The sequence below is a fragment of the Sorangium sp. So ce296 genome, from assembly GCF_051529605.1.
Taxonomy (GTDB): domain Bacteria; phylum Myxococcota_A; class Polyangia; order Polyangiales; family Polyangiaceae; genus Sorangium; species Sorangium cellulosum_D.
Genome location: NZ_CP150325.1, coordinates 7,244,836 through 7,264,975, shown reverse-complemented (window position 1 = coordinate 7,264,975; position 20,140 = coordinate 7,244,836). Strand labels below are relative to the sequence as shown.

The window sequence follows — 20,140 nt, the reverse complement described above, 5'->3', positions numbered from 1 at the left end:
GCTTGCGGCAAGCCCGATGCATTGAATACGGGCTTCGCCGCGCGCTCGTTCTGGAATCGCACGGATGTCTCGACGTGCGCCCCCCGGCGTCATCGTCGCACGCCGGCTGGTTGGCCCTCTGTCCGGGCCTGTGCGAAGGCGCTTCGCCATGGTCTCCATGCGCCACGAGGTCCTCGTGGATCTCTTCAGAAACCGACCTTCCCTCGCCGCCGAGATCCTCGTCGAGGTCCTCGGCGTCGCGCTTCCGACCTACAGCGAGGCCCGAGTCGCCTCCACCGATCTGACCGAGACGACGCCTGCCGAGTACCGGGCCGATGTCGTCGTCGTGCTCCTCGATGCGGGCAAGCCGGTGCGCGTCATCATCGTCGAGGTCCAGCTCAGGAAGGACGACAACAAGCCGTTTAGCTGGCCCGCCTATCTGACCGTCTCGCGCGATCAGCACCGCTGTCAGGCGGGTCTGCTCGTCGTCGCGCCCGACCCCCTCGTCGCGGACTGGTGCGCGCAGCCGATCGAGATCGGCGTGCCCGGCTTCGTCCTGCGCCCGCCCGTGCTCCGTCGCAGCAGCGTTCCGGTCGTGACGGACCCAGCAGAAGCGGTCCGCCGACCGGAGCTGGGGGTGCTGTCCGCAATGGCCCACGGCGAGACGGAGCAAGGCGCAACGATCGCCAGCGCCGTGCTGCCCGCGATCGAGGGGCTCGATGACGAACGCGCCCGGCTCTACTACGATCTCCTGTACAATTCCCTGAACGAGGCGGCCCGCCGGGCACTGGAGGCGATGATGAAGGGCTACGAGTACCAGAGCGATTTCGCGAAGAAGTACGTCGCGCAGGGCCGTGACGAGGGGCGCATCGAGGGAGCGGTGCGCGCCCTGTTGAGCGTGCTCCGGGCTCGCGGCATCGCCGTGCCAGACGCCGCACGCGAGCGCATCGTCGCCCAGAAGGACCCGGAACGCCTTGAGCGCTGGATCGAGAAAGCCGTCACCGCGGCCGCGCTCGCCGACGTGCTCGACGATCCGAGTTGAGGACGGCCAGGCACCGGCCTCACCCGCCGCCGGCTCCGACGACGCGCACGGCCTCGACGCAGTGCGCGCCGGGACGCCGGCCACAGAGCGAGATTCTCGCGCCCCTCAGGGCGCCGCCGCCGCCCCCGCCTCGCCGGGCGCCTTCCCTGCCCCTTCCGGCTCGGCCTGCAGGACGATCTCGATGCGCCGGTTCTTCGCCCGCCCTTCCTCCGAGGCGTTCGGCGCCACCGGGGCGAACTCCCCGCCCCCGGCCGCGGACAGGCGCTGAGGCGACACCCCGCCCTCGATGAGCACCTCGACGACCGCCACCGCGCGCGCCGTCGAGACGTCCCAGCTCGACGCGCGCTTCGCGCCCCTCGCCTTCCGGTCGTCCGTGTGCCCCACGACCTGGAACCGGTGATCCGTCATCGTCCGGAGCGCCCCCGCGACCTCGGCCAGGAGCTTCCGCCCAGCCGGCTTGACCTCGGTCCTCGCGCCGTCGAACAGCGCGTCGCTCGAGATCTCGAGCAGCGGCAGCCCGCCGCGGATCCCGACGCGGACCTTCCCGCCGTCCACCGTCGCCTGGAGCCGGCTCGCGACGTCGCGCATCCGCGCCGCGCGCGCCTCGGCCGCCGCCTGGTGGCGGCGCAGATCGTCGACCTTGGCCCGCGCCTCGGCGAGCTCCGCCGACAGGCTGCCGCGCTCGTTCGCGAGCTGTCCCACGCTCTGCCCGGCGCTCCGGAGCCGCGCCGACAGCTCCTCGTTCATCGCGGCCAGCTCGTCCAGCCGCCGCGCGAGACCGGCCTCGGTCGTCGTCACCTCGGACAGCCGGAGATCCCGCGCACGGAGATCGTCCGCGAGCCGCGACAGCTCCGCCTCGATCGCGGCGGCCTGCGCCGACCGCTGCGCCGCCTCGGCGCGGGCGAGCTCGGCCTCGGCGCGCGCCCGCTCTCCCGCCTCGCGCTCTTTCTGGATCTCCGCGCGCGCCTGGTCGTACAGGTCCTGCCGGACGAGGCAGCCCGGCGTCGCCAGACCGAGCAGGGCGGCCGTGAGGAGCCTCGCCGCGGCGGGCAAGCGCCGCGACATCCACGCCGGGATTCTACCGGCCGTCGTCGTGGTGTTCATGCGTCGCGCGCACTCTGGCACGAAACCGTCGGCGCGACGAAATCGCGGCGAACGTCCCGCGGCCGCCCCCGAACGAGCCGTCCCACCCCGGGCGATCCCCTGGTACCCTCGCCGGCGTGAGCTCTCGGCGAACTTGGTTTTCCGCGGGCGCCCTGGCCGCGACGACGCTGGTAGCCAGCGCCGCGGCGGCGTTCCCGCACGTCGTCCGCGAGGGAGAGACCCTCGCGCAGATCGCGGAGCGCACCTACGGGCGCGTGCAGATGGAGCAGGTGCTCGTCGCCGCCAACGCGCTCGACGCCGGCGCCGGCGTGCCGATCATGCCCGGCCTGCGGCTGGAGGTGCCCGCGCTCGGCCACCACCGCGTCACCGCCGGCGAGACCTGGGCGATCCTCGCGGAGCGCCTGCTCGGCGCCGCCGACCGCAGCGACGTCCTCGCCCTCTCGAACGACACGATGCCCTGGATCGAGCCGACCGACGGGCAGGAGATCATCGTGCCGTACAACCTCCGGTACGTCGTCGGACAGCACGACACGCTGCTCACCATCGCCTATCGCTTCCTCGGCAAGCGGGACAAGGCGTGGATGCTCCACAAGTACAACCACTTCAAGAAGGACACGCTGCACCGCGGCATGGTGATCCTCGTGCCGCTCACGGATCTGCCGCTCACGACCCAGGGCAAGGCCGAGGCCGCGAGCGCCGGCGCGCTCGTGCGCTCCGAGGGGGCGGGCCGCGCGCGCGAGGCCCAGCGGCGGGTCGACGCCGAGCTGCCGCAGCTCGCGAGCGACGTGCGGAGCGGCCGCTACATCGACGCGGTGGCGCGGGCGAGCCGGCTGCTCGGCTACGGCGACCTCGCCCGGATGCAGATCGCCACGCTGCACCGCCACCTGCTCGAGGCCTACGTCGCGCTCGACGCGACCGGGCTCGCCGAGACCGCCTGCGCCGCGTGGCGCGAGCACGATCCGACCGCGCGGCTCGACCCCATCGAGCTCAGCCCGAAGATCGTGCGCGCCTGCACCTCGTTCACCGAGCAGCACCTCCGGCTGCCTCCGCCGGACCCGGCGCCGGCGGACGCCGTGGACGCGGGTGGTGCGCGGTGACCTCGCCGCCGGCGCCCGATCGCCTGGCCCCCGGGCACCGAATCGCGTCGCGGTACACCGTGGAGTCGGTCGTCGGCGAGGGCTCCTCCGGCGTCGTCTACCGCGCCGCCCGCGACGAGGACGGCCAGCGCGTCGCGCTCAAGGTGATCCACCGGCACCTCTCCGGCGCGCCGCAGATCTTCCGGCGCTACCACCGGGAAGCCGCCATCCTGAAGCGCCTTGAGGGCCCGCACGTCGTCCGGATGCTCGACTTCGTCGAGGAGGGCGGGCTGCTCATGATCGCGCTGGAGCACATCGACGGCAGCTCGCTGGAGGAGCTCCTGCGGGAGCACGCGCCGATCGAGGTCGACCGGGCGATCGAGATCGCCCTCCAGATCTGCGCCGCGCTGGAGACCGCGCACGCGGCGGGCGTGGTGCATCGCGACCTGAAGCCGGCCAACGTGCTCATCGAGCGCCCGGGCGCGCCGCCGTCGTCCACGCCCGGCGGCGGCGCGCCGTCGCCGCTCGCGGGCCGCGTCCGCGTTGTCGACTTCGGGCTCGCGAAGGTGGTGCACGGCGACCTGATGACGACCGGGCTCACCGAGCAGGGCATGATCTTCGGGACGCCGGAGTACATGGCGCCGGAGCAGGTGCGCGGCGAGGACGTCGATCCGCGCTGCGACATCTACGCGCTCGGCTGCATCCTCTACGAGATGGTGGTCGGCGCCGTGCCGTTCAGCAAACGGACGCCCATCGCCGTCATGACGGCGCATATCACCGAGCAGCCGCTCCCGCCGCGCTCCGGCAAGCGCGACGGGCTCATCTCGGCCGGCCTGGAGGCCGTCATCCTGAGGGCCCTCGCCAAGGACCCGGCCGCGCGGCACCCGAGCGCCCGGGCCTTCGCCGACGCCCTGCGCGCCTGCCGCGAGCGGCGCGTCGTGGGCCACACCCCCACGAGCCTCGCGGACGCCATCTCGATCACCGAGCTCGGGCTCGAGCGCACCGGCCTGGACTACGCCGCGACGCCCCAGAACGACGCTTCCACCGCGGACGTCGCTCCCGCGGTTCCGCCCCGGGAGCGCCAGGGGATCGGCGCGCTGCCCCCGGGCCGAGCCGCGGCGCGCGGCGACGCGCTCGGCGGCCGCGCGGCGGCCGCGGCGACGCCGGAGCGCGCCTCGCGCGAGCGACTCCTCTGGACCGTGGTGGCCATTCTCTGCGCGGCCGCTGGCATCGTGGTCGGCACGCTGTTCGGGGCACGTTAGCGACGCTGGACCCCTGGAATGCCGCTATGGCGTGGAGCGCGCGGATCGTGGTAATCGCTATCATGCGTTCTCTGCTGTCCGGCGACGCTGCTCTCGAGGCCTCCCGCCCCGCCCGGCCCCGGCGCGCGCTCCCCTGCGCCGCCGCCGCGCTCACCCTCCTCGCCCCCGCGGCCGCGTCGGCCTACGACTCGCTGGCTGCGCCGTGCGCCGACGACCCGTTCTATTGCGAGCGGGGCGCGGTCACCTTCCAGCGCAGAGACGGAATCCCGCTCGAGCTCGACTTCGATACGGGCTGGGTCCCTCCGGGCTCGCCGTTGCAAGTGAACCTCCGGGCCGCGGTGTACGCGAACACGCAGGTCTCGCTGAGCGGGGCGCTCGAGGCGTCGTGGCCAGAGGCGCTCGCGCTCGCGGCCCCCGGCGACCAGGGCGGAGGCACGTTCAGCTGCGACTATGGGCTCGACGTCAGCGCGGAGGGGCGCGTCAGCATCTCCGTCCTCGGCCAGGACTTCGAGTGGACGGGCGATATCCCTTATGTGCCCCAGATCGACTTCCAGGTGCACGAGAGCGAATCGTTCGACGCCTGGGGCTGGGAGCCGGGCGTCGCGATGGCCAGCTCGACCGCGCCGCAGCGGCTCGCGGCCGTCTCCCTCGGCGACCTCATCGGCGGCTCGATCCCCGGCATCGAGGGGAGGTTCGAGCTCGACGTCGCCATGGATGTCGACGCTCGCTACGTGACCCACCGCGTGGCCGTCGAGACGCTCGATCAGGCGACGGTGAGCGGGGGCGACATCACGAAGGAGCGCAGCGCCTCGTTCACGGAGTACCTGGGCGGCCCGTCGGTCGAGCTCAACGTGCGCCCCGAGGGCTCGGTGCGCTACGAGGGCACGCTCCACCTCATCCCCGCGTTCAGCGTCAGCCTGCTCGGCCGCGAGTGGTCGATCCCGATCGCCGACATCCCGCTCGACTTCCCGCTCACCGAGCGGGCGTGGATCTTCGAGAGCGAGCGCGTCCACGTGCCGCTCCCGGATCTCGCGCTGGACAAGCGGGAGATCGACTTCGGCCCGGTCGAGGTCGGGCAGGCCAACGTGGAGATCGTCCAGCTGTCGAACGCAGGCGAGGCGCTGCTCGACGTCGCCGTGGAGACCGACGATCCGGAGAGCTTCGAGCTCGCCGACGAGGCGCTCGAGATCGACCCCGAGACGGCGGTCGACTTCGCGATCCGCTTCGCGCCGAAGGCGGGCGGCGCGTTCGCGGCGACCGTCCGCGTCGCGTCGAACGACCCGAGCGATCCGGTGCAGGAGATCACGGTGCGCGGGATCGGCGTCGCGCCGCCGGACGACGGTCCGGACGGCGGCGAGCTCGCGGAAGAGGACGGCGGCTGCGGCTGCCGCGCCGCCGGGGGCGCGGGCGACCGGGCGTGGGCGGCCGCCGGGCTGTCGCTCGCCGCGCTCGCGGGCGGCCTCAGGCGACGGCGCCGCGCGGCCTGAGGCACGGGCCCAGCGCCGCGGGGCGCGCGCCTCAGGCCGCGCTCGGCGACCCCACGGAGATCTTCCGGCGCGTCGACACGGTCGCAATCTGCTCCAGCTCCTCGCCGCGCAGGGTCTCCTTGAGCACGAGCGCCTCCGCGGCGGCCTCGAGGCCCTCGCGGCGATCGACGAGCAGCTGCTTGGCCTTCAGGTACATCTCGCCGAGCCGCTCCCTCACCTCCTCGTCGACCTCGCGCGCGGTCTCCTCGCTGCACGTGCGCTCCTCCTGGATCACGCCGAGCATGGGCGCGCCGACGTTGCGCGACAGCGCGGGTAGCCCGAGGCGCCGGCTCATCCCGAGGCGGGTCACCATCTCGCGGACGAGCGCCGTGGCCCGCCCGAGATCGTCGTGCGCGCCGCTCGAGACCTGGCCCAGCGCGATCTCCTCCGCCGCCCTGCCGCCGAGCATCACCGTGACGCGCGACTCGAGCTCCTGCTCGGTGACCAGCTGGCGCTCGCCGCGCGGCACCTGGATCGTGACGCCGAGCGCGCCGATCGTGCGCGCCACGATCGACACCCGCTCCACCGGATCGGCGGCCGGCAGCGCGAGCGCGACGAGCGCGTGCCCGGCCTCGTGGTAGGCCACGCGCCGCCGCTCCTCCGCGGTCATGATCTGCCCGCGGCGCCGGAGGCCGAGCTGCGACCGGTCGAGCGCCTCGTCGACGTCGGCCTGGCCGATCTCGCTCGCGCCGCGCCGCGCCCCGGCGAGCGCCGCCTCGTTGACGATCTTGGCGAGGTCGGCCCCGACCATGCCCGGCGTGCGGCGCGCCACGAGCCCGAGGTCGACGTCCTTCGCGAGCGGCACCCGCCGCGCGTGCACGGCGAGGATCGCCTCGCGCCCCTGCAGATCGGGGCGATCCACGATGACCTGGCGGTCGAAGCGCCCGGGCCGCAAGAGGGCCGGATCGAGCACCTCGGGCCGGTTTGTGGCGGCCATCAGGATCACGGTGGTGCGCGCGTCGAAGCCGTCCAGCTCGGCGAGGAGCTGGTGGAGCGTCTGCTCGCGCTCGTCGTGGGTCGACAGGGCGCTGAGGCCGCCCCGGGTCCTGCCCACGGCGTCGATCTCGTCGATGAACACGATGCTGGGCGCGCTCTTGCGCGCCTCCTCGAAGAGCTCGCGCACGCGCGCGGCCCCGAGCCCGACGAACATCTCGACGAACTCGCTCGCGTTCAGCGAGAAGAACGGCACGTCCGCCTCGCCCGCCACGGCGCGCGCGAGCAGCGTCTTGCCGGTGCCGGGCGGCCCGACGAGCAACAGGCCGCGGGGGATCCGGCCGCCGAGCGACCGGTACCGCGACGGCTCCTTCAGGAAGTCGACGACCTCGACGAGCTCGTCCTTGGCCTCGTCGACCCCCGCGACGTCGGAGAAGCGCACCGGCTCCTGCTTGGACCGGTCGTAGACCTTCGCCTTGCTGCGCAGGAACCCGAGCGGCCCGCCGGCCCCCTGCCCCGCCCGGCGCAGCATCATGAAGAACGCCGCGTTGAGGAGCAGGAGCGGCAGGAGCCAGATCGCCGCCTGCGCCCACGCCCCGGACCGGGCGCTCTGCGCCTCGATGCGGACCTTCTGCTCGAGCAGCGCCCGCACGAGCGGCTCGTCCTCGACGCCGGGCAGCCGCGTCGCGCGGACGTGCTCCTCGGTCCGCTGCGCGCCGGCGTGGCGGACGAGCTCGATCTCGTCGGGCTTCACGACCGCCGCGCCGACCTCCCCGCGCCGCACCGCGGCGACCGCCTCGTCGTAGGGCACGAGCGGGGGCCCCGGCGGCTTGACGATCCCGGAAAAGACCAGGATCGCGGCGGCGATCAGCAGGTACCCGAGCCACGTGCGCGACACCGGCCTTTTCTCGTCAGCCATTCCATGGAGCTGATGTGTGGCGGGCGTCGCCACGGCAAGCCCCGGGCCCCGGAAGAACCGGAAATCACACGGTAAAGCGGCGCGGGAGGGGAGCCCGGCCGGGAGCCGCCTGGCCGCGCGTCACGGCGGCTCTGCCGCCCGGCTCCGCGCCTCCACCGCGCTTCTGCCGCCGGTCTCACCGCTCGGCCACCGCTCGCCGCCGTACGGCTGCCGCCGGGTGATCGCCCCCGGGATCCAGGCTAAGAAGCGCCCTTGTGCCGCTCGCTTCCGACCGCGCCTCGCTCGCCGCGTTCCCCATCGACTGGGGCGGGCTCGCCCCGCTCCGCCTCAAGTCGCGCGCCGTCGCCGAGGGCGTCTACGCCGGCATGCACCGGAGCATCCGCAAGGGCGCCGGCGTCGAGTTCGGCGGGCAGCGGCCCTACGTGCCCGGCGACGATCTCCGCTTCTTCGATCGGCGCGCCCTGCTCCGCCACGATCGCCTCATGGTGCGCGAGTTCGAGACCGAGACCGACCGCGCCCTCTGGCTGTGCGTCGACGCGACCGCCTCGATGTCCTACCGCGGCCGGCGCGCGCCCGGCGCCAAGCTCGCCTACGCGGCGCTCATCGCCGCGGCCATGGCCCGCGTCGCGCTCGCCACCGGCGACCCGGTGGGGCTCGCGTGGCTCGGCGGCGCCGGCACGCACGGCCTGCCCGCCATGGCGGGGCGCGAGGCGTTCGAGCGGATCGTGGGCGCCCTCGAGGCCACCTCCGCCGCCCAGGACTGGAGCGGCGACGCGGGCGCCATCGAGCGCGCGCTCGCGCCCGTCGCGAAGAAGGCCCGCCGCGGCGCCGTCGTCCTGCTCATCTCGGATCTGCTCGATCTCGCTCATGAATCGGGCGCGGAGCGCGCCCTCTCCGCGTTCACGCCGCTCAGCACCGGCGGCCGCACGCTGATCGCCCTCCAGGTCCTCGACCCGAGCGAGGCCGAGCTCGACTTCGAGGGCAACGTGCGCCTGCGCGCGCTCGAGGGCGGCGCCGTCGTGGAGGCCGACGCGGGCGCGGTCCGCGCGCAGTACAAGGCGCGCCTCGCCGCCCTCGCCGACGGCTGGGCGCGCGCGCTCGCGTCGCGCGGCGGCCGCCTGCTCCGCGCGACCAGCGCCGATCCCCCGACCGACGTCGTCCGCGCCCTGGTGCAGGCGATCGCCGAGGTGCGGCGATGAGCTTCGTCACGCTCGGCGCGCTGCTCGTCGCGCTCCTCGTCGGCGCGCCGATCGCCGCGCACCTCCTGCGCCGCCGCCGCGCCGAGGAGCGGCCGTTCCCGCCCGCGCGCCTGGTCCCGCCCACGCCGCCGACGGCGCGGCGACGGAGCCTCCTCGAGGACCGCGCCCTCTTCGCCACCCGGGCCGTGTCGGTGCTCGCGCTCGCGGTGCTCGGCGCCACGCCGCTCCTGCGCTGCACGCACCTGTCGCTCAGCCGCAGGGCCGGCGCGTCGGTCGCGCTCGCCATCGTCGTCGACGACTCGCTCAGCATGCGCGCGCGCCCGGGCGGCGACGGCGCGGAGCGCGCCGGCCCCTCGCGCTTCGAGCGCGCGCTCACGGCCGCGCGCGAGCTCGCCGGCGGGCTCGCGCCCGGCGACGCCGCGGCGCTCGTCCTCGCGGGCGCCCCGGCCCGCGTCGCCCTCGCGTCGACGACCAACCTCGCCGCCGTCGCCGACGCGCTCGACGCGGTGACGCCGTCGGACCGCGCCACCGACCTCGACGGCGCCCTCGATCTCGCGCGCGATCTGCTCCGGGGGCTGCCCCAGAGCGACAAGCGCATCGTGCTCCTCAGCGATCTCGCGGACGGCGCGCCCGGCGCGCCGCCCATCGCGGGCACCCCCGACATCGCCACGTGGGTGCCGCTCGAGGAGCTGGAGGCGGCGGGGCAGGACTGCGGGATCGTGCGCGCGGATCGATCCAGCCAGAAGGCGCGCATCCGCGTCGTCTGCACCGCCGCGCAGGCCGCCGCGCCCGGGCCCGACCTGCCCGCCGCGGAGCGCGACGGCGGCGCGGCGTCGCCGGGCGCGTCCGCCGCCGCGGGGCGGTCTCTCGAGGTGCGCGCCGGCGACGCGGTGATCGGCAAGGTCGCGCTCGATCCGGCGCTGCGCGCCGAGGAGCTCACGATCGACCTGCCCGCCGGGACGCCCGAATTCTTGATCGCCGCGCTCACCGGCGGCGACGCGATCGCCGAGGACGATCGCGCGCCGATCATCTCCGCGGGCGGCCCGCTGTCGATCGCCGTCGTGGTCGACCCCGCGACCACGCACGTCGAGACGGGCGGCCCGCCGCCGCTGGAGCAGGCGCTCTCGGCGCTCGATCTCGACGCGCAGATCAGGCCGCTGCCCTCGGTCCCGGAGCACGCGGACGAGCTGGCCGCGCACGCGGGGCTCATCGTCGACGACGCGCCCGGCTTCACGCCCGAGGTGCGCCGCTCGCTCGCCGCGTGGGTCGAGCGCGGCGGCGTCGCGCTCCTCACGCTCGGCCAGCGCGCCGCCGCGGCGCCGCTCGGCGCCGGGTTCGAGCCGCTGGTGCCCGGCGTCGTCCGCTGGTCGGCGTCCCCGGCGCGCGGGGTGGATCCGGCCACGGCGGGCTGGCTCGGCCCGTCCGCGGCCAGCCTCGCCGACGTGGCCCCGCGCGGCCGGGCCACGCTTGGCGCCGAGGCGTCGGAGGGCGCCGAGGTGCTCGCGCGGTGGTCGGACGGCGCCCCGTTCCTCGTGCGGCGCCCGCTCGGGCGCGGCGTCGTGCTGTTCATGACGCTGCCGCTCAGCACGGAGGAGAGCGACGTCGCGCTGCGGCCGGCGTTCCTCTCGCTGCTCGACGGGTTCGTCGGCGCCGCGCGCGCCCGCGGCGGCGCGCGGCGGCTCGCCGCGGGCGAGACGTGGACGTTCGACGGCTACCGCGACGTCAAGGTCGAGCGCGTGCAGGTCGACCGCGCCGAGGGGCCCGCGGGGCGCGAGGCGCTCCCCGTCGTGGAGGTCGAGCGGCGGCTGCGCGTCTCGCCCCCGCTCGCCGGGCTCTACGAGCTCACCCTCGACGGCGAGCGCTCGACGCGCGTCGTCTCGGTCCCGGAGCGCGAGATCGATCTCCGCCCGCGGCGCGTCGCCGAGAGCGCCCGCGCGGCCGAGCTGGGCGGCATGTCGGCCTCGATCGACGGATCGCCGTATGTCGCGCTGCTGCTGCTCGCGCTGCTCGCGGCCGAGCTCCTGCTGCGCGCCCTCGGCGGGCGGCGGGAGGCGGCGGAGCTCCGGGCGGGCTGAGGCCGGCGGCCGCCTTCGGCGCGGCCTGCGCGCGGCGCGGCCGGCGGCCGCCTTCGGCGTGGCTTGCGCGCGGCGCGGCCGGCGCGCGTCAAACGCCGCGCCGCCGCACCGCCGCGCTCAGTGCGTCTGCCAGTGCGGGGGGATCTCGTCCGCCGGCGCGAACTCGGGCTTGGCCGGCGCGGCGGGCACGACGGCCGCTCGGCGGGGCCCGTTCGGCTTGAAGCTGTGCTCCGCGGCCGGGAACGTGCGCGACTGCACCTCGTCCACGTAAGCGCGCGTCGCCTCCACGATCTGATCGCCGACCTCGGCGAAGCGCTTCGCGAACTTCGGCGTCAGCTCGCGGAACATCCCGAGCAGGTCGTAGCAGACGAGCACCTGCCCATCGCAGCCCGCCCCGGCGCCGATGCCGATCGTCGGCACGGAGACCGCCGCCGTCACCTCCTGCGCGAGATCCGGCGGGATGGCCTCGAGCACGATCGCGTAGGCGCCCGCCTCGTCGAGGATGCGCGCGTCGGCGATGAGGCGCTCGGCCGCCTCGTCGCCCTTGCCCTGCACCTTGAAGCCGCCCATCGCGTGCACCGACTGCGGCGTGAGCCCGAGGTGGCCCATCACCGGGATGCCCGCGGCGACGATCCGGCGCACGTGCTCCGCGATCTCGGCGCCCCCCTCGAGCTTGATGCTCTCGAAGCTGCCCTCCTTCATCATCCGCCCGGCGTTCTCGAGCGCGTGCATCGGAGAGAGCTGGAAGCTCATGAACGGCATGTCGCCCACGACGTGAGCGCGCCGCGCGCCGCGCGCCACCGCGCGCCCGTGATAACAGATCTCCTCGACCGTCACGGGGAGGGTCGTCGCGTGCCCTTGCACGACCATCCCGAGCGAGTCGCCGACGAGCAGCAGATCGGCGCCGCCCTCGTCGAGCAGCCGCGCCATCGTGAAGTCGTAGGCCGTCACCATCGCGATCGGCGAGACCCCTTTGCGGGCGCGGATCTCGGGGACCGTGACCTTCGTCGAGCGCTGCGCGGGCCTGCGCGCGCCGCCCCCACCATTGCCTTGCGGACCGTACATGTTCCTCCGGGTCGCGGCCGCACCTGCGGTCCACGCCTCCGGAGAGGCTAGGGCCGCGCCCGTTCCCGGGCAAGACGCGGCGCGCGCCGGCCGCGGCCTACCTGGTCACAATCCCCAAGTATCCTGGACACTTATCCATGACAGCAGCCGCGGCGGGCGCAGGCGCGGCACGCCCGCTCTTGCGCCGGCCGCTCACCCGCGGCGGTGCCCGGCGCCGCCGGAGGGGAGCGCCGCTGCCGGCGCCCGCGACGCGCCCGGCGGCACGGACCTCGGGTTCGTCAGGGCGGTCAGGACGTGGTCGCGCCAGGCGCCGTCGATGAACAGGTAATCGCGGGCGTACCCCTCGACGACGAAGCCGAGGCGCCGGAGCAGCCGGCCGCTGCGCTCGTTGTGCGGCAGGTAGTTCGCCATCACCCGGTGGAAGCCGAGCGCGTCGAACATGTACGCGATCGCCGCCTCGAGCGCCTCGAACATCACGCCCGCGCCCACGGCGCGCTGGTCGAGCGAGTAGCCGAGCGTCGCGGCCTGGAAGGCGCCGCGCACGAACTGGGTGAAGTTGCAGACCCCGATCACCTCGCCGTCGGGGGCGCCGCGCCACTGCAGCGCGAGCCGGAGCGCCCGATCGGCGGCGAAGTCGTCGTGATCGCGGAGGAGGCGCTCGCGCCAGAACGCCTCGGTGTAGAAGCCCTCGGGGCGCGGCGGATCCCACCGGGCGAGGTGCTCGCGGTTGCGCTCGAAATAGGCGAGGTAGCGGCCGGCGAAGTCGAGGGGCGGGAGGAGGAGGCGCAGCCGCGGGGTCTCGATGCAGACGGAGCTCTTCAACCCGGCCTCCCGCGCGGCGCGCCTACGACAGGGTCCCCTCGTCGAGGCGGCGCATCCCTTCGAGGAGCAGCGCCTCGGGCGAGGCGGTGATGCTGCGCGTGCTGGGCGAGAAGGTCGGGTCGAGGCGGAAGTCGCCCTCGCGCAGCGTGAGCATCCTGTAGAACGCGTCCTCGCCCTGCGCGCCGGCCCAGAGCGCGTGGACGACCTGCCCGTCGGCGAAGTGGATCTCGCCGGCCATGGAGTTCGCCTGGATCTTGAGCGCGCACGTCTTCCGGCCGTGCCAGAGGATCTGGATCATGTCCGGCAGGCCCATCTCGGCGAGCGAGCCGGACACGCCGCGCGGGGCGGCGGTCGAGGAGCGCCGCTCGATGAGCTGGCGGAGCTTGGCGGCCATGACGTCGGTCGACGCCGGCTTCGAGACGAAGTCGTCGACGCCGAGATCGAAGGCGCGCTGGGCGGTCTGCCGGTCGGTCTTCGCGGTGAGGATGACCCACGTCTTGTCGCGGCCGAAGCCGAGCTTCAGCGCGTCGGCGCGGAGCGCGAGGCCGGCGTCGGGCTCCTCGAGATCGATCTCGCTGACGACCACCTCGATGTCCTTCGTCTCGAGCTCGCGCCGCGCCTGCGCCACGTTGCGCGCGATCGAGACCTCGAACCCCTGCTCGAGGAGCCGCAGCTCGAGGACCGTCGTCTCCTCGGGATCCGGGTCGACGATGAGCGCCTGGTGCCGGTCGGAGAGGAGCTTCGCGCGCATGTCGTCGCCGGTCATGACCTGGCGGAAGAGGTCGACGATGTTCGGATCGAAGATGGTGCCGCGGTACTGGGCGAGCACGTCGCACGCCTCGGGCGGGCGGAGCGCCTTGCGGTAGGGGTTGCGCGGGTTCTGGGTGAGGTCGGCGTAGGTGTCCGCGACCGCGAGGATGCGCGCGCCGAGCGGGATCTCCTTGCCGGACAGGCCGTCGGGGAAGCCGCTGCCGTCGTAGCGCTCGTACATCAGGCTGATCGCGGAGACGACCTCCTGCGGCAGCCCCACCGACTCCATGAGGTGCGCGGGGAGATCGACGCTCTTCGTCGCGGCGAGGCGGTGCCCCTCGTACTCGGCCACGTTGAGCGCGGTGAGGTGGTACGGGCCGTTCTTGCCGAGGTCGTGCAGGTACGCCGAGGCCACATAGCTCGCGACCGTCGTCGGCGGCAGGCCGATGCGCTCGCAGAGCTTGCGGACGATGCGCGCGACCGTGGAGGAGTGGCCCCGGAGGTCCTGGCGCGCGTTCTCGAGCAGGCTCACGAGGACGTTCAGCGTCTCGACGTACGCGTGGCTCGTGGTCGGGTGCGGCGGCGGCGGGGGCGCCGCGACCGGCACGGAGACCGGGGCGACCTGCGGCTGAGGGGGCGGCGAGGGCGGCACCGGCGTGGGCGGGGGGCCAGCCGGGGCCGCGCGCGGCGGCGCGACGGGCGCGGCGGGCCCCCGCATCACCGCCGGAGGTTGCGGCGTCGCGGCGAGCGGCGCAGGGATGGAGGCGAGCGCCGGCGGGCCGTGCATCGGCTGCGCGTGCGCCGGCTGCCCGTGCATAGTCGCCTGCCCGTGCATCGGCTGCCCGTGCATCGGCTGCCCGTGCATCGTCGCCTGCCCGTGCATCGTCGCCTGCGGATGCGCGGGCGTCGCGTGCGCCGGCTGGCCGTGCATCGTCGCCTGCGGGTGCATCGGCTGCGCAGCCGGCACGTGCGTCATCGACGTGCGATCGGGGATCGACGCGCGCTCGTACGTCATCGACGTACGCTCGAACGGATTGCTGTTGTTGTTGTAGAGGATCTCGTCGAACGAGCTGACCGGACGCAGCAGCGAATTGAAGGCGGTCGTGTCGCCCCGGTAATGGTAGGCGATGGCCGCGCGCACCGCCGCCGGCCGGGCGACGATGGCGCGTACGTCCCGCACGCCCGCGGCCAGCCGGATCTCGTGCAGCGCGGCGTCGTTGTCGGGATCCGCGGTCGCGACCGAGAGCGTCGTGTTCCGCTCGTCGAGCAGGACCGGAAAGACGCCGTGCAGCGTCGCGGTGATCGCCGAGACCTTGGCGAGCACGCGGGGCTCGATGATCGCCTTCGAGAGCTTCTCGGTCGAGACGAAGCGGGTGTTGTGGACGGTCGCGATGAACTTCAGGAGCTCGGCCTCGTTGACGATATCGAGCTCGATGATGGCGTCCTCGATGCGGCCGCGGGTCCGCATCGCGTACTCCACCGCGCGACGATGGTCGTCCGGGGTGATGCGCCCCTCGAGGACGAGGCGATCGGCAATCCGCTGGTTCAATCCTTGAACGGAAGCCATCGAAACCCTGATTCTACTCAGAAATTGGAGGTAGGCGCGCGCCCAAGAACCCTCGCGGAACGAAAGCACGCGGGGAAAGCTGGCCAGCCGCTCGCGGCGTATCCGCCATGGGGTGCGCTCGATGAATGAGAGCAGAGCTCGGAGCGGTGCGCGAGCCCCGTGAACATCCCGGCCAGCGCCGGTTGGCCCCCGAGGTCCCGCTCGACCCGACGCGCTGCTACGTGGCGATGAAGACTGACCCCGGGTAGGCGCTCACGCCACGTCCGGCGCGTTCCGCCAGGCCGGCAAGCTCAGGGCTGGGAGGGGAAAGCGGCCCGGGGCGGCGCGCCCGGTGATTGGGGTGGCGGGCGGCGCGCTCGGGAAGTGGGTGCCGGGCGGCGCGCCCGGAGGCAGGGTAGGCCCCGCCCGGGCGCGCCGGCGGTCGTCACTCCTCGTTCACCGCCGTGAGCGGCGCCGTCTCCTCGGGGCGCGGCCGCGGGGCGACGTACGGCGCCTGCACCACCGGCTCGCCCTCGACCACGACCTGGAGGCGCTTGTAGGCGGGCAGACCCGTCCCTGCCGGGATCAGGCGACCCATGATGACGTTCTCCTTCAGACCGCGGAGATCGTCCGTCTTGCCGTTGATCGCGGCCTCGGTGAGCACCTTGGTCGTCTCCTGGAACGACGAGGCGCTGATGAACGACTCGGTCGACAGGCTGGCCTTGGTGATGCCGAGGAGGAGCGCCTCGGCGATGGCGGGCTTGCCGCCGCGCTCGATGACGTTCTCGTTCTCCTTCTCGAAGATGTGCTTCTCCACCTGCTCGTCGACCAGGAAGTTCGTATCGCCGACCTCGCGCACGCGGACGCGCCGGAGCATCTGCCGGACGATGACCTCGATGTGCTTGTCGTTGATGCCGACGCCCTGGAGCCGGTAGACCTGCTGGATCTCGTTCACGAGCCAGGCCGACAGCTCCTTCTCGCCCTTCACCCGGAGGATGTCGTGCGGGTTCGGCGGGCCGTCCTGGAGCGGATCACCCGCGCGCACCCGGTCGCCCGGCTGCACCTGGATGTGCTTGCCCTTGGGGATCAGGTACTCGCGCGCCTGATCGCCGAGCGCATGCCCGTCCGGCGAGTACGGCGTGATGATGACCTTCCGCTTGCCCTTCGTGTCCTTGCCGAACGTGACCTCGCCGTCGATCTCGCTGATGATGGCGTGATCCTTGGGCTTCCGGGCCTCGAACAGCTCGGCGACGCGGGGCAGACCGCCGGTGATGTCCTGCACCTTCGTCGTGTCGCGCGGGATCTTCGCGATGACCTCGCCGGCCTCGATGAGATCCCCCTCCTGCGCGACGATGTGCGCGCCGACGGGGAGCAGGTAGCGCGCCTCGAGCTCGCTGTTCGGGAGCTTCAGCGTCCTGCCGGACTCGGGGTCCTTCAGCGAGATGCGCGGGCGGACGTCGGCCGCCTTCGACTCGATGACGACCTTTCGCGAGAGGCCCGTCACCTCGTCGAGGCGATCCTGCACGCTGACGCCCTCGATGAGGTCGCCGAACTTCACCACGCCGGAGACCTCGGTGAGGATCGGCGTCGCGAACTGGTCCCACTCGGCGAGCAGCTCGCCGGGCTTGGTGCGCTCGCCGTCGGCCTTCTTGAGGATGGCGCCGTAGACGAGGCGGTTGTGCTCGCGCTCGCGCCCCGTCTCGTCGACGACCACGATCTCGCCGTGGCGGTTCATGACCACCATGGTGCCGTCCTTCTTCTTCTGGACGACCGCGCGGCGGAGGCGGACGGTGCCCTCGGTGCGGGCCTCGAGGTAGCTCGCCTCGATCTTGCCGCGCGCCGCGGTGCCGCCGATGTGGAAGGTGCGCATCGTGAGCTGCGTGCCCGGCTCGCCGATCGACTGGGCGGCGATGATGCCCACCGCCTCGCCGATGTTGACCCGGTAGCCGCGCGCGAGGTCGCGGCCGTAGCACAGCGCGCACACCCCGCGGCGGAGCTGGCACGTGAGCACCGAGCGGATGACGACCTCCTCGATGCCGGCGTCCTCGATGGACCGCACCGCCTGCTCGTCGAGCTCGGTGTTGGCCGTGATGAGCACCTCGCCGGTGAGCGGGTCGACCACGTCCTCCAGCGCGACGCGGCCGAGGATGCGGTCGCCGAGCGGCTGGATGACCTCGCCGGCCTCCTCGAGCTTCGCCACGCGGATGCCGTCGAGCGTGCCGCAGTCGAACTCGGAGATGACCGCGTCCTGCGCCACGTCGACGAGCCGGCGGGTGAGGTAACCCGAGTTCGCCGTCTTGAGCGCGGTGTCGGCGAGGCCCTTACGCGCGCCGTGCGTCGAGATGAAGTACTGGAGCACGCTGAGACCCTCGCGGAAGTTCGCGGTGATCGGCGTCTCGATGATCTCGCCGGACGGCTTGGCCATGAGGCCGCGCATCGCGGCCAGCTGCCGGATCTGCTGCGTGGAGCCGCGCGCGCCGGAGTCGGCCATGATGTAGATCGGGTTGAAGCTCGGCTCGACCGACTCCTTGCCCGTCTCGTGGTCGACGACCGTCTCCTTGCCGATGCCGGCCATCATCTCGGTCGTGACCTGGTCGGCGATGCTCGCCCAGATGTCGACGATCTTGTTGTACCGCTCGCCGTCGGTGATGAGCCCCTCCTGGTACTGCTCGACGACGCGCTCGACCTCCTTCTGCGCCTCGCCGAGGAGGACCTTCTTGGCCGGCGGGATCACCATGTGATCCATGCAGATGGAGATGCCCGCCCGCATCGCGTGGTCGAAGCCGAGCGTGCGGAGCCGGTCCGCGAGGAGGACGGTCTCCTTGTTGCGGTGGATGCGGTAGCAGACGTCGATGAGCGCCGAGAGCGCCTTCTTGTCGAGGGTCTTGTTCGCGTACTCGAACGCGACCCCCTTCGGGAGGACCTCGGAGATGATGACGCGGCCCACCGTGGTCTCGACGATGCGGCGCTTCACGTGGCCGAACTCGTCGAGCTGCGGGTTGCCGTCGTCGTCGATAATCGGCACGCGAACGCGGATGCCGGCGTGCAGCGCGACCTCGCCGTTGTCGTACGCCATCCGCACCTCCTCGGGGGAGGCGTAGATGCCCCGCAGGTAGCCCTGCGCCACGCCGTCCTCGCCGAAGGAGAGGGTGTCGGCGCGGAACGACCCCTTCTCGAACTTGCGCTCGCGGGTCGCGTAATAGAGCCCGAGCACGATGTCCTGCGTCGGGTTGATGATCGGCTTGCCGCTCGCGGGCGAGAGGATGTTGTTCGTGCTCATCATGAGCACGCGCGCCTCCATCTGCGCCTCGACCGACAGCGGCACGTGGACCGCCATCTGGTCGCCGTCGAAGTCGGCGTTGAACGCCGCGCAGACGAGCGGGTGCAGCTGGATCGCCTTGCCCTCGATGAGCACCGGCTCGAACGCCTGGATGCCGAGGCGGTGGAGCGTCGGGGCGCGGTTCAGGAGCACCGGGTGCTCGCTGATGACCTCCTCGAGGATGTCCCAGACCTCCGGCCGCTCCTTCTCCACCATCTTCTTCGCGCTCTTGATGGTGTTGACGTAGCCGCGCTCTTCCAGCTTGTTGTAGATGAACGGCTTGAAGAGCTCGAGCGCCATCTTCTTGGGCAGGCCGCACTGGTGCAGGCGCAGCGTCGGGCCCACGACGATGACCGAGCGGCCCGAGTAGTCGACGCGCTTGCCGAGCAGGTTCTGGCGGAACCGGCCCTGCTTGCCCTTCAGCATGTCGGAGAGCGACTTGAGCGGGCGCTTGTTCGGGCCGGTGATCGTCTTGCCGCGGCGGCCGTTGTCGAACAGCGCGTCGACGGCCTCCTGCAGCATCCGGCGCTCGTTCCGGATGATGATCTCCGGCGCGTTCAGCTCGAGGAGCCGCTTCAGGCGGTTGTTGCGGTTGATGACGCGGCGGTAGAGGTCGTTGAGATCGCTGGTCGCGAAGCGGCCGCCGTCCAGGGGGACGAGCGGGCGCAGATCCGGCGGCAGCACCGGGATCACGGTCAGCATCATCCACTCCGGCCGATTGCCGCTCTCGCGGAAGGCCTCGACGACCTTGAGCCGCTTCGCGAGCTTCTTCCGCTTGGCCTCGCTGGTCGCGGCGCGCATCTCCGTCCTGAGCAGCTCGGCCAGACCGTGCACGTCGACCTGCTTGAGCATCTCGAGGATCGCCTCGCCGCCCATGCCGGCGCTGAACTTGTCGTCACCGTACTCGTCGAGCAGCTGCAGGTAGCGCTCCTCGCTCAGGAGATCGCCCCTCATGAGGCCGGTCTCCTTCGGATCGATGACGATGTAGGCCTCGCAATAGAGCACCTTCTCCAGGTCCTTGAGCGTGATATCGAGCATGTTGCCGATGCGCGACGGCAGGCTCTTCAGGAACCAGATGTGGGCGACCGGCGTGGCCAGCGAGATGTGCCCGAGCCGCTCGCGGCGGACCTTCGACTGGATGACCTCGACGCCGCACTTCTCGCACACGATGCCACGGTGCTTCATGCGCTTGTACTTGCCGCAGTTGCACTCGTAGTCCTTCACCGGCCCGAAGATCTTGGCGCAGAACAGACCATCGCGCTCCGGCTTGAACGTCCGGTAGTTGATGGTCTCCGGCTTCTTCACCTCGCCGTGCGACCACTCGCGGATCTTCTCCGGGCTCGCGAGCGAGATGCGGATGGCGCTGAACGAGAGCGGGTCTTTGGGCTTCTCGAAGAAGCTGAAGATGTCACGCATGGAGACCTCCGGAGACGGAAACGATACCGATGAACCTGCCAGCGCCCACCGAGTCGGACTTCGGGGGCGCGCCGCCCGCGCGGCGCGCCTCCCCCCCCATCACCGAC

General features: G+C 72.8%; 12 protein-coding genes. 6 read left to right on the top strand and 6 right to left on the bottom strand.

Going from position 1 to position 20,140, the window contains the following annotated elements; translation table 11 throughout:
- Positions 1–148: 148 nt before the first annotated feature.
- Positions 149–1,021: a hypothetical protein gene (locus tag WME98_RS27085; protein WP_437953915.1), complete on the top strand. Its 873-nt coding sequence runs from the start codon at positions 149–151 to the stop codon at positions 1,019–1,021.
- Positions 1,022–1,126: 105 nt separating this feature from the next.
- Here WME98_RS27085 and WME98_RS27080 read toward each other — a convergent pair whose 3' ends face one another.
- On the bottom strand, positions 1,127–2,125 hold the full coding sequence (locus tag WME98_RS27080) for an OmpA family protein (protein WP_437953914.1): 999 nt from the start codon (positions 2,123–2,125) through the stop codon (positions 1,127–1,129).
- Positions 2,126–2,241: 116 nt separating this feature from the next.
- On the opposite strand from WME98_RS27080, the gene WME98_RS27075 reads away from it, so the two are divergent.
- The 3 genes from WME98_RS27075 to WME98_RS27065 all read left to right on the top strand — a co-directional run bounded on the left by WME98_RS27075 (position 2,242) and on the right by WME98_RS27065 (position 5,950).
- Positions 2,242–3,222, top strand: a complete 981-nt coding sequence (locus WME98_RS27075) for a LysM peptidoglycan-binding domain-containing protein (RefSeq protein ID WP_061624702.1) — start codon at positions 2,242–2,244, stop codon at positions 3,220–3,222.
- Entirely contained in the window at positions 3,219–4,463 is a 1,245-nt protein-coding gene (locus WME98_RS27070; protein ID WP_437953913.1) for a serine/threonine-protein kinase, read from the top strand. The genes WME98_RS27075 and WME98_RS27070 overlap by 4 nt, the downstream gene beginning before the upstream one ends.
- Positions 4,464–4,525: 62 nt before the next feature.
- The gene (locus tag WME98_RS27065) at positions 4,526–5,950 is read left to right on the top strand and encodes a choice-of-anchor D domain-containing protein (RefSeq protein WP_437953912.1); all 1,425 of its coding nucleotides are present in this window, start codon (positions 4,526–4,528) and stop codon (positions 5,948–5,950) included.
- 31 nt (positions 5,951–5,981) lie between these two features.
- Here the strand turns inward: WME98_RS27065 and ftsH are convergent, their stop codons facing one another.
- Positions 5,982–7,841: an ATP-dependent zinc metalloprotease FtsH gene (gene ftsH, locus WME98_RS27060; protein ID WP_437953911.1), complete on the bottom strand. Its 1,860-nt coding sequence runs from the start codon at positions 7,839–7,841 to the stop codon at positions 5,982–5,984.
- A 254-nt stretch (positions 7,842–8,095) separates the two neighbouring features.
- Here ftsH and WME98_RS27055 point away from each other — a divergent pair, with 254 nt between their 5' ends.
- Both WME98_RS27055 and WME98_RS27050 read left to right on the top strand, forming a co-directional pair.
- Positions 8,096–9,040, top strand: a complete 945-nt coding sequence (locus WME98_RS27055) for a DUF58 domain-containing protein (RefSeq protein ID WP_061621654.1) — start codon at positions 8,096–8,098, stop codon at positions 9,038–9,040.
- Positions 9,037–11,115, top strand: a complete 2,079-nt coding sequence (locus WME98_RS27050; protein ID WP_437953910.1) for a VWA domain-containing protein — start codon at positions 9,037–9,039, stop codon at positions 11,113–11,115. The genes WME98_RS27055 and WME98_RS27050 overlap by 4 nt, the downstream gene beginning before the upstream one ends.
- A 117-nt stretch (positions 11,116–11,232) precedes the next feature.
- Here WME98_RS27050 and panB read toward each other — a convergent pair whose 3' ends face one another.
- The 4 genes from panB to rpoC form a co-directional block, all read right to left on the bottom strand.
- Positions 11,233–12,180: a 3-methyl-2-oxobutanoate hydroxymethyltransferase gene (gene panB, locus WME98_RS27045; RefSeq protein WP_061621593.1), complete on the bottom strand. Its 948-nt coding sequence runs from the start codon at positions 12,178–12,180 to the stop codon at positions 11,233–11,235.
- A gap of 192 nt (positions 12,181–12,372) precedes the next feature.
- The gene (locus WME98_RS27040) at positions 12,373–13,002 is read right to left on the bottom strand and encodes a GNAT family N-acetyltransferase (protein WP_437953909.1); all 630 of its coding nucleotides are present in this window, start codon (positions 13,000–13,002) and stop codon (positions 12,373–12,375) included.
- Positions 13,003–13,024: 22 nt separating this feature from the next.
- Positions 13,025–15,319 carry an HD domain-containing phosphohydrolase gene (locus WME98_RS27035; protein ID WP_437953908.1) on the bottom strand — a complete coding sequence of 765 codons (2,295 nt, stop codon included), beginning with the start codon at positions 15,317–15,319 and terminating at the stop codon, positions 13,025–13,027.
- A gap of 424 nt (positions 15,320–15,743) precedes the next feature.
- Complete coding sequence (rpoC, locus tag WME98_RS27030; RefSeq protein ID WP_061628731.1) at positions 15,744–20,033, bottom strand: DNA-directed RNA polymerase subunit beta'; 4,290 nt, start codon at positions 20,031–20,033, stop codon at positions 15,744–15,746.
- Positions 20,034–20,140: the final 107 nt, after the last annotated feature.

Bases quoted from the DNA above. Each gene is read 5' to 3' on its own strand.
- WME98_RS27065 (WP_437953912.1), top strand. From the start codon at position 4,526: ATGCGTTCTCTGCTGTCCGGCGACGCTGCTCTCGAGGCCTCCCGCCCC.
- WME98_RS27050 (WP_437953910.1), top strand. From the start codon at position 9,037: ATGAGCTTCGTCACGCTCGGCGCGCTGCTCGTCGCGCTCCTCGTCGGC.
- WME98_RS27035 (WP_437953908.1), bottom strand. From the start codon at position 15,319: ATGGCTTCCGTTCAAGGATTGAACCAGCGGATTGCCGATCGCCTCGTC.
- ftsH (WP_437953911.1), bottom strand. From the start codon at position 7,841: ATGGCTGACGAGAAAAGGCCGGTGTCGCGCACGTGGCTCGGGTACCTG.
- rpoC (WP_061628731.1), bottom strand. From the start codon at position 20,033: ATGCGTGACATCTTCAGCTTCTTCGAGAAGCCCAAAGACCCGCTCTCG.
- WME98_RS27080 (WP_437953914.1), bottom strand. From the start codon at position 2,125: ATGAACACCACGACGACGGCCGGTAGAATCCCGGCGTGGATGTCGCGG.
- panB (WP_061621593.1), bottom strand. From the start codon at position 12,180: ATGTACGGTCCGCAAGGCAATGGTGGGGGCGGCGCGCGCAGGCCCGCG.
- WME98_RS27085 (WP_437953915.1), top strand. From the start codon at position 149: ATGGTCTCCATGCGCCACGAGGTCCTCGTGGATCTCTTCAGAAACCGA.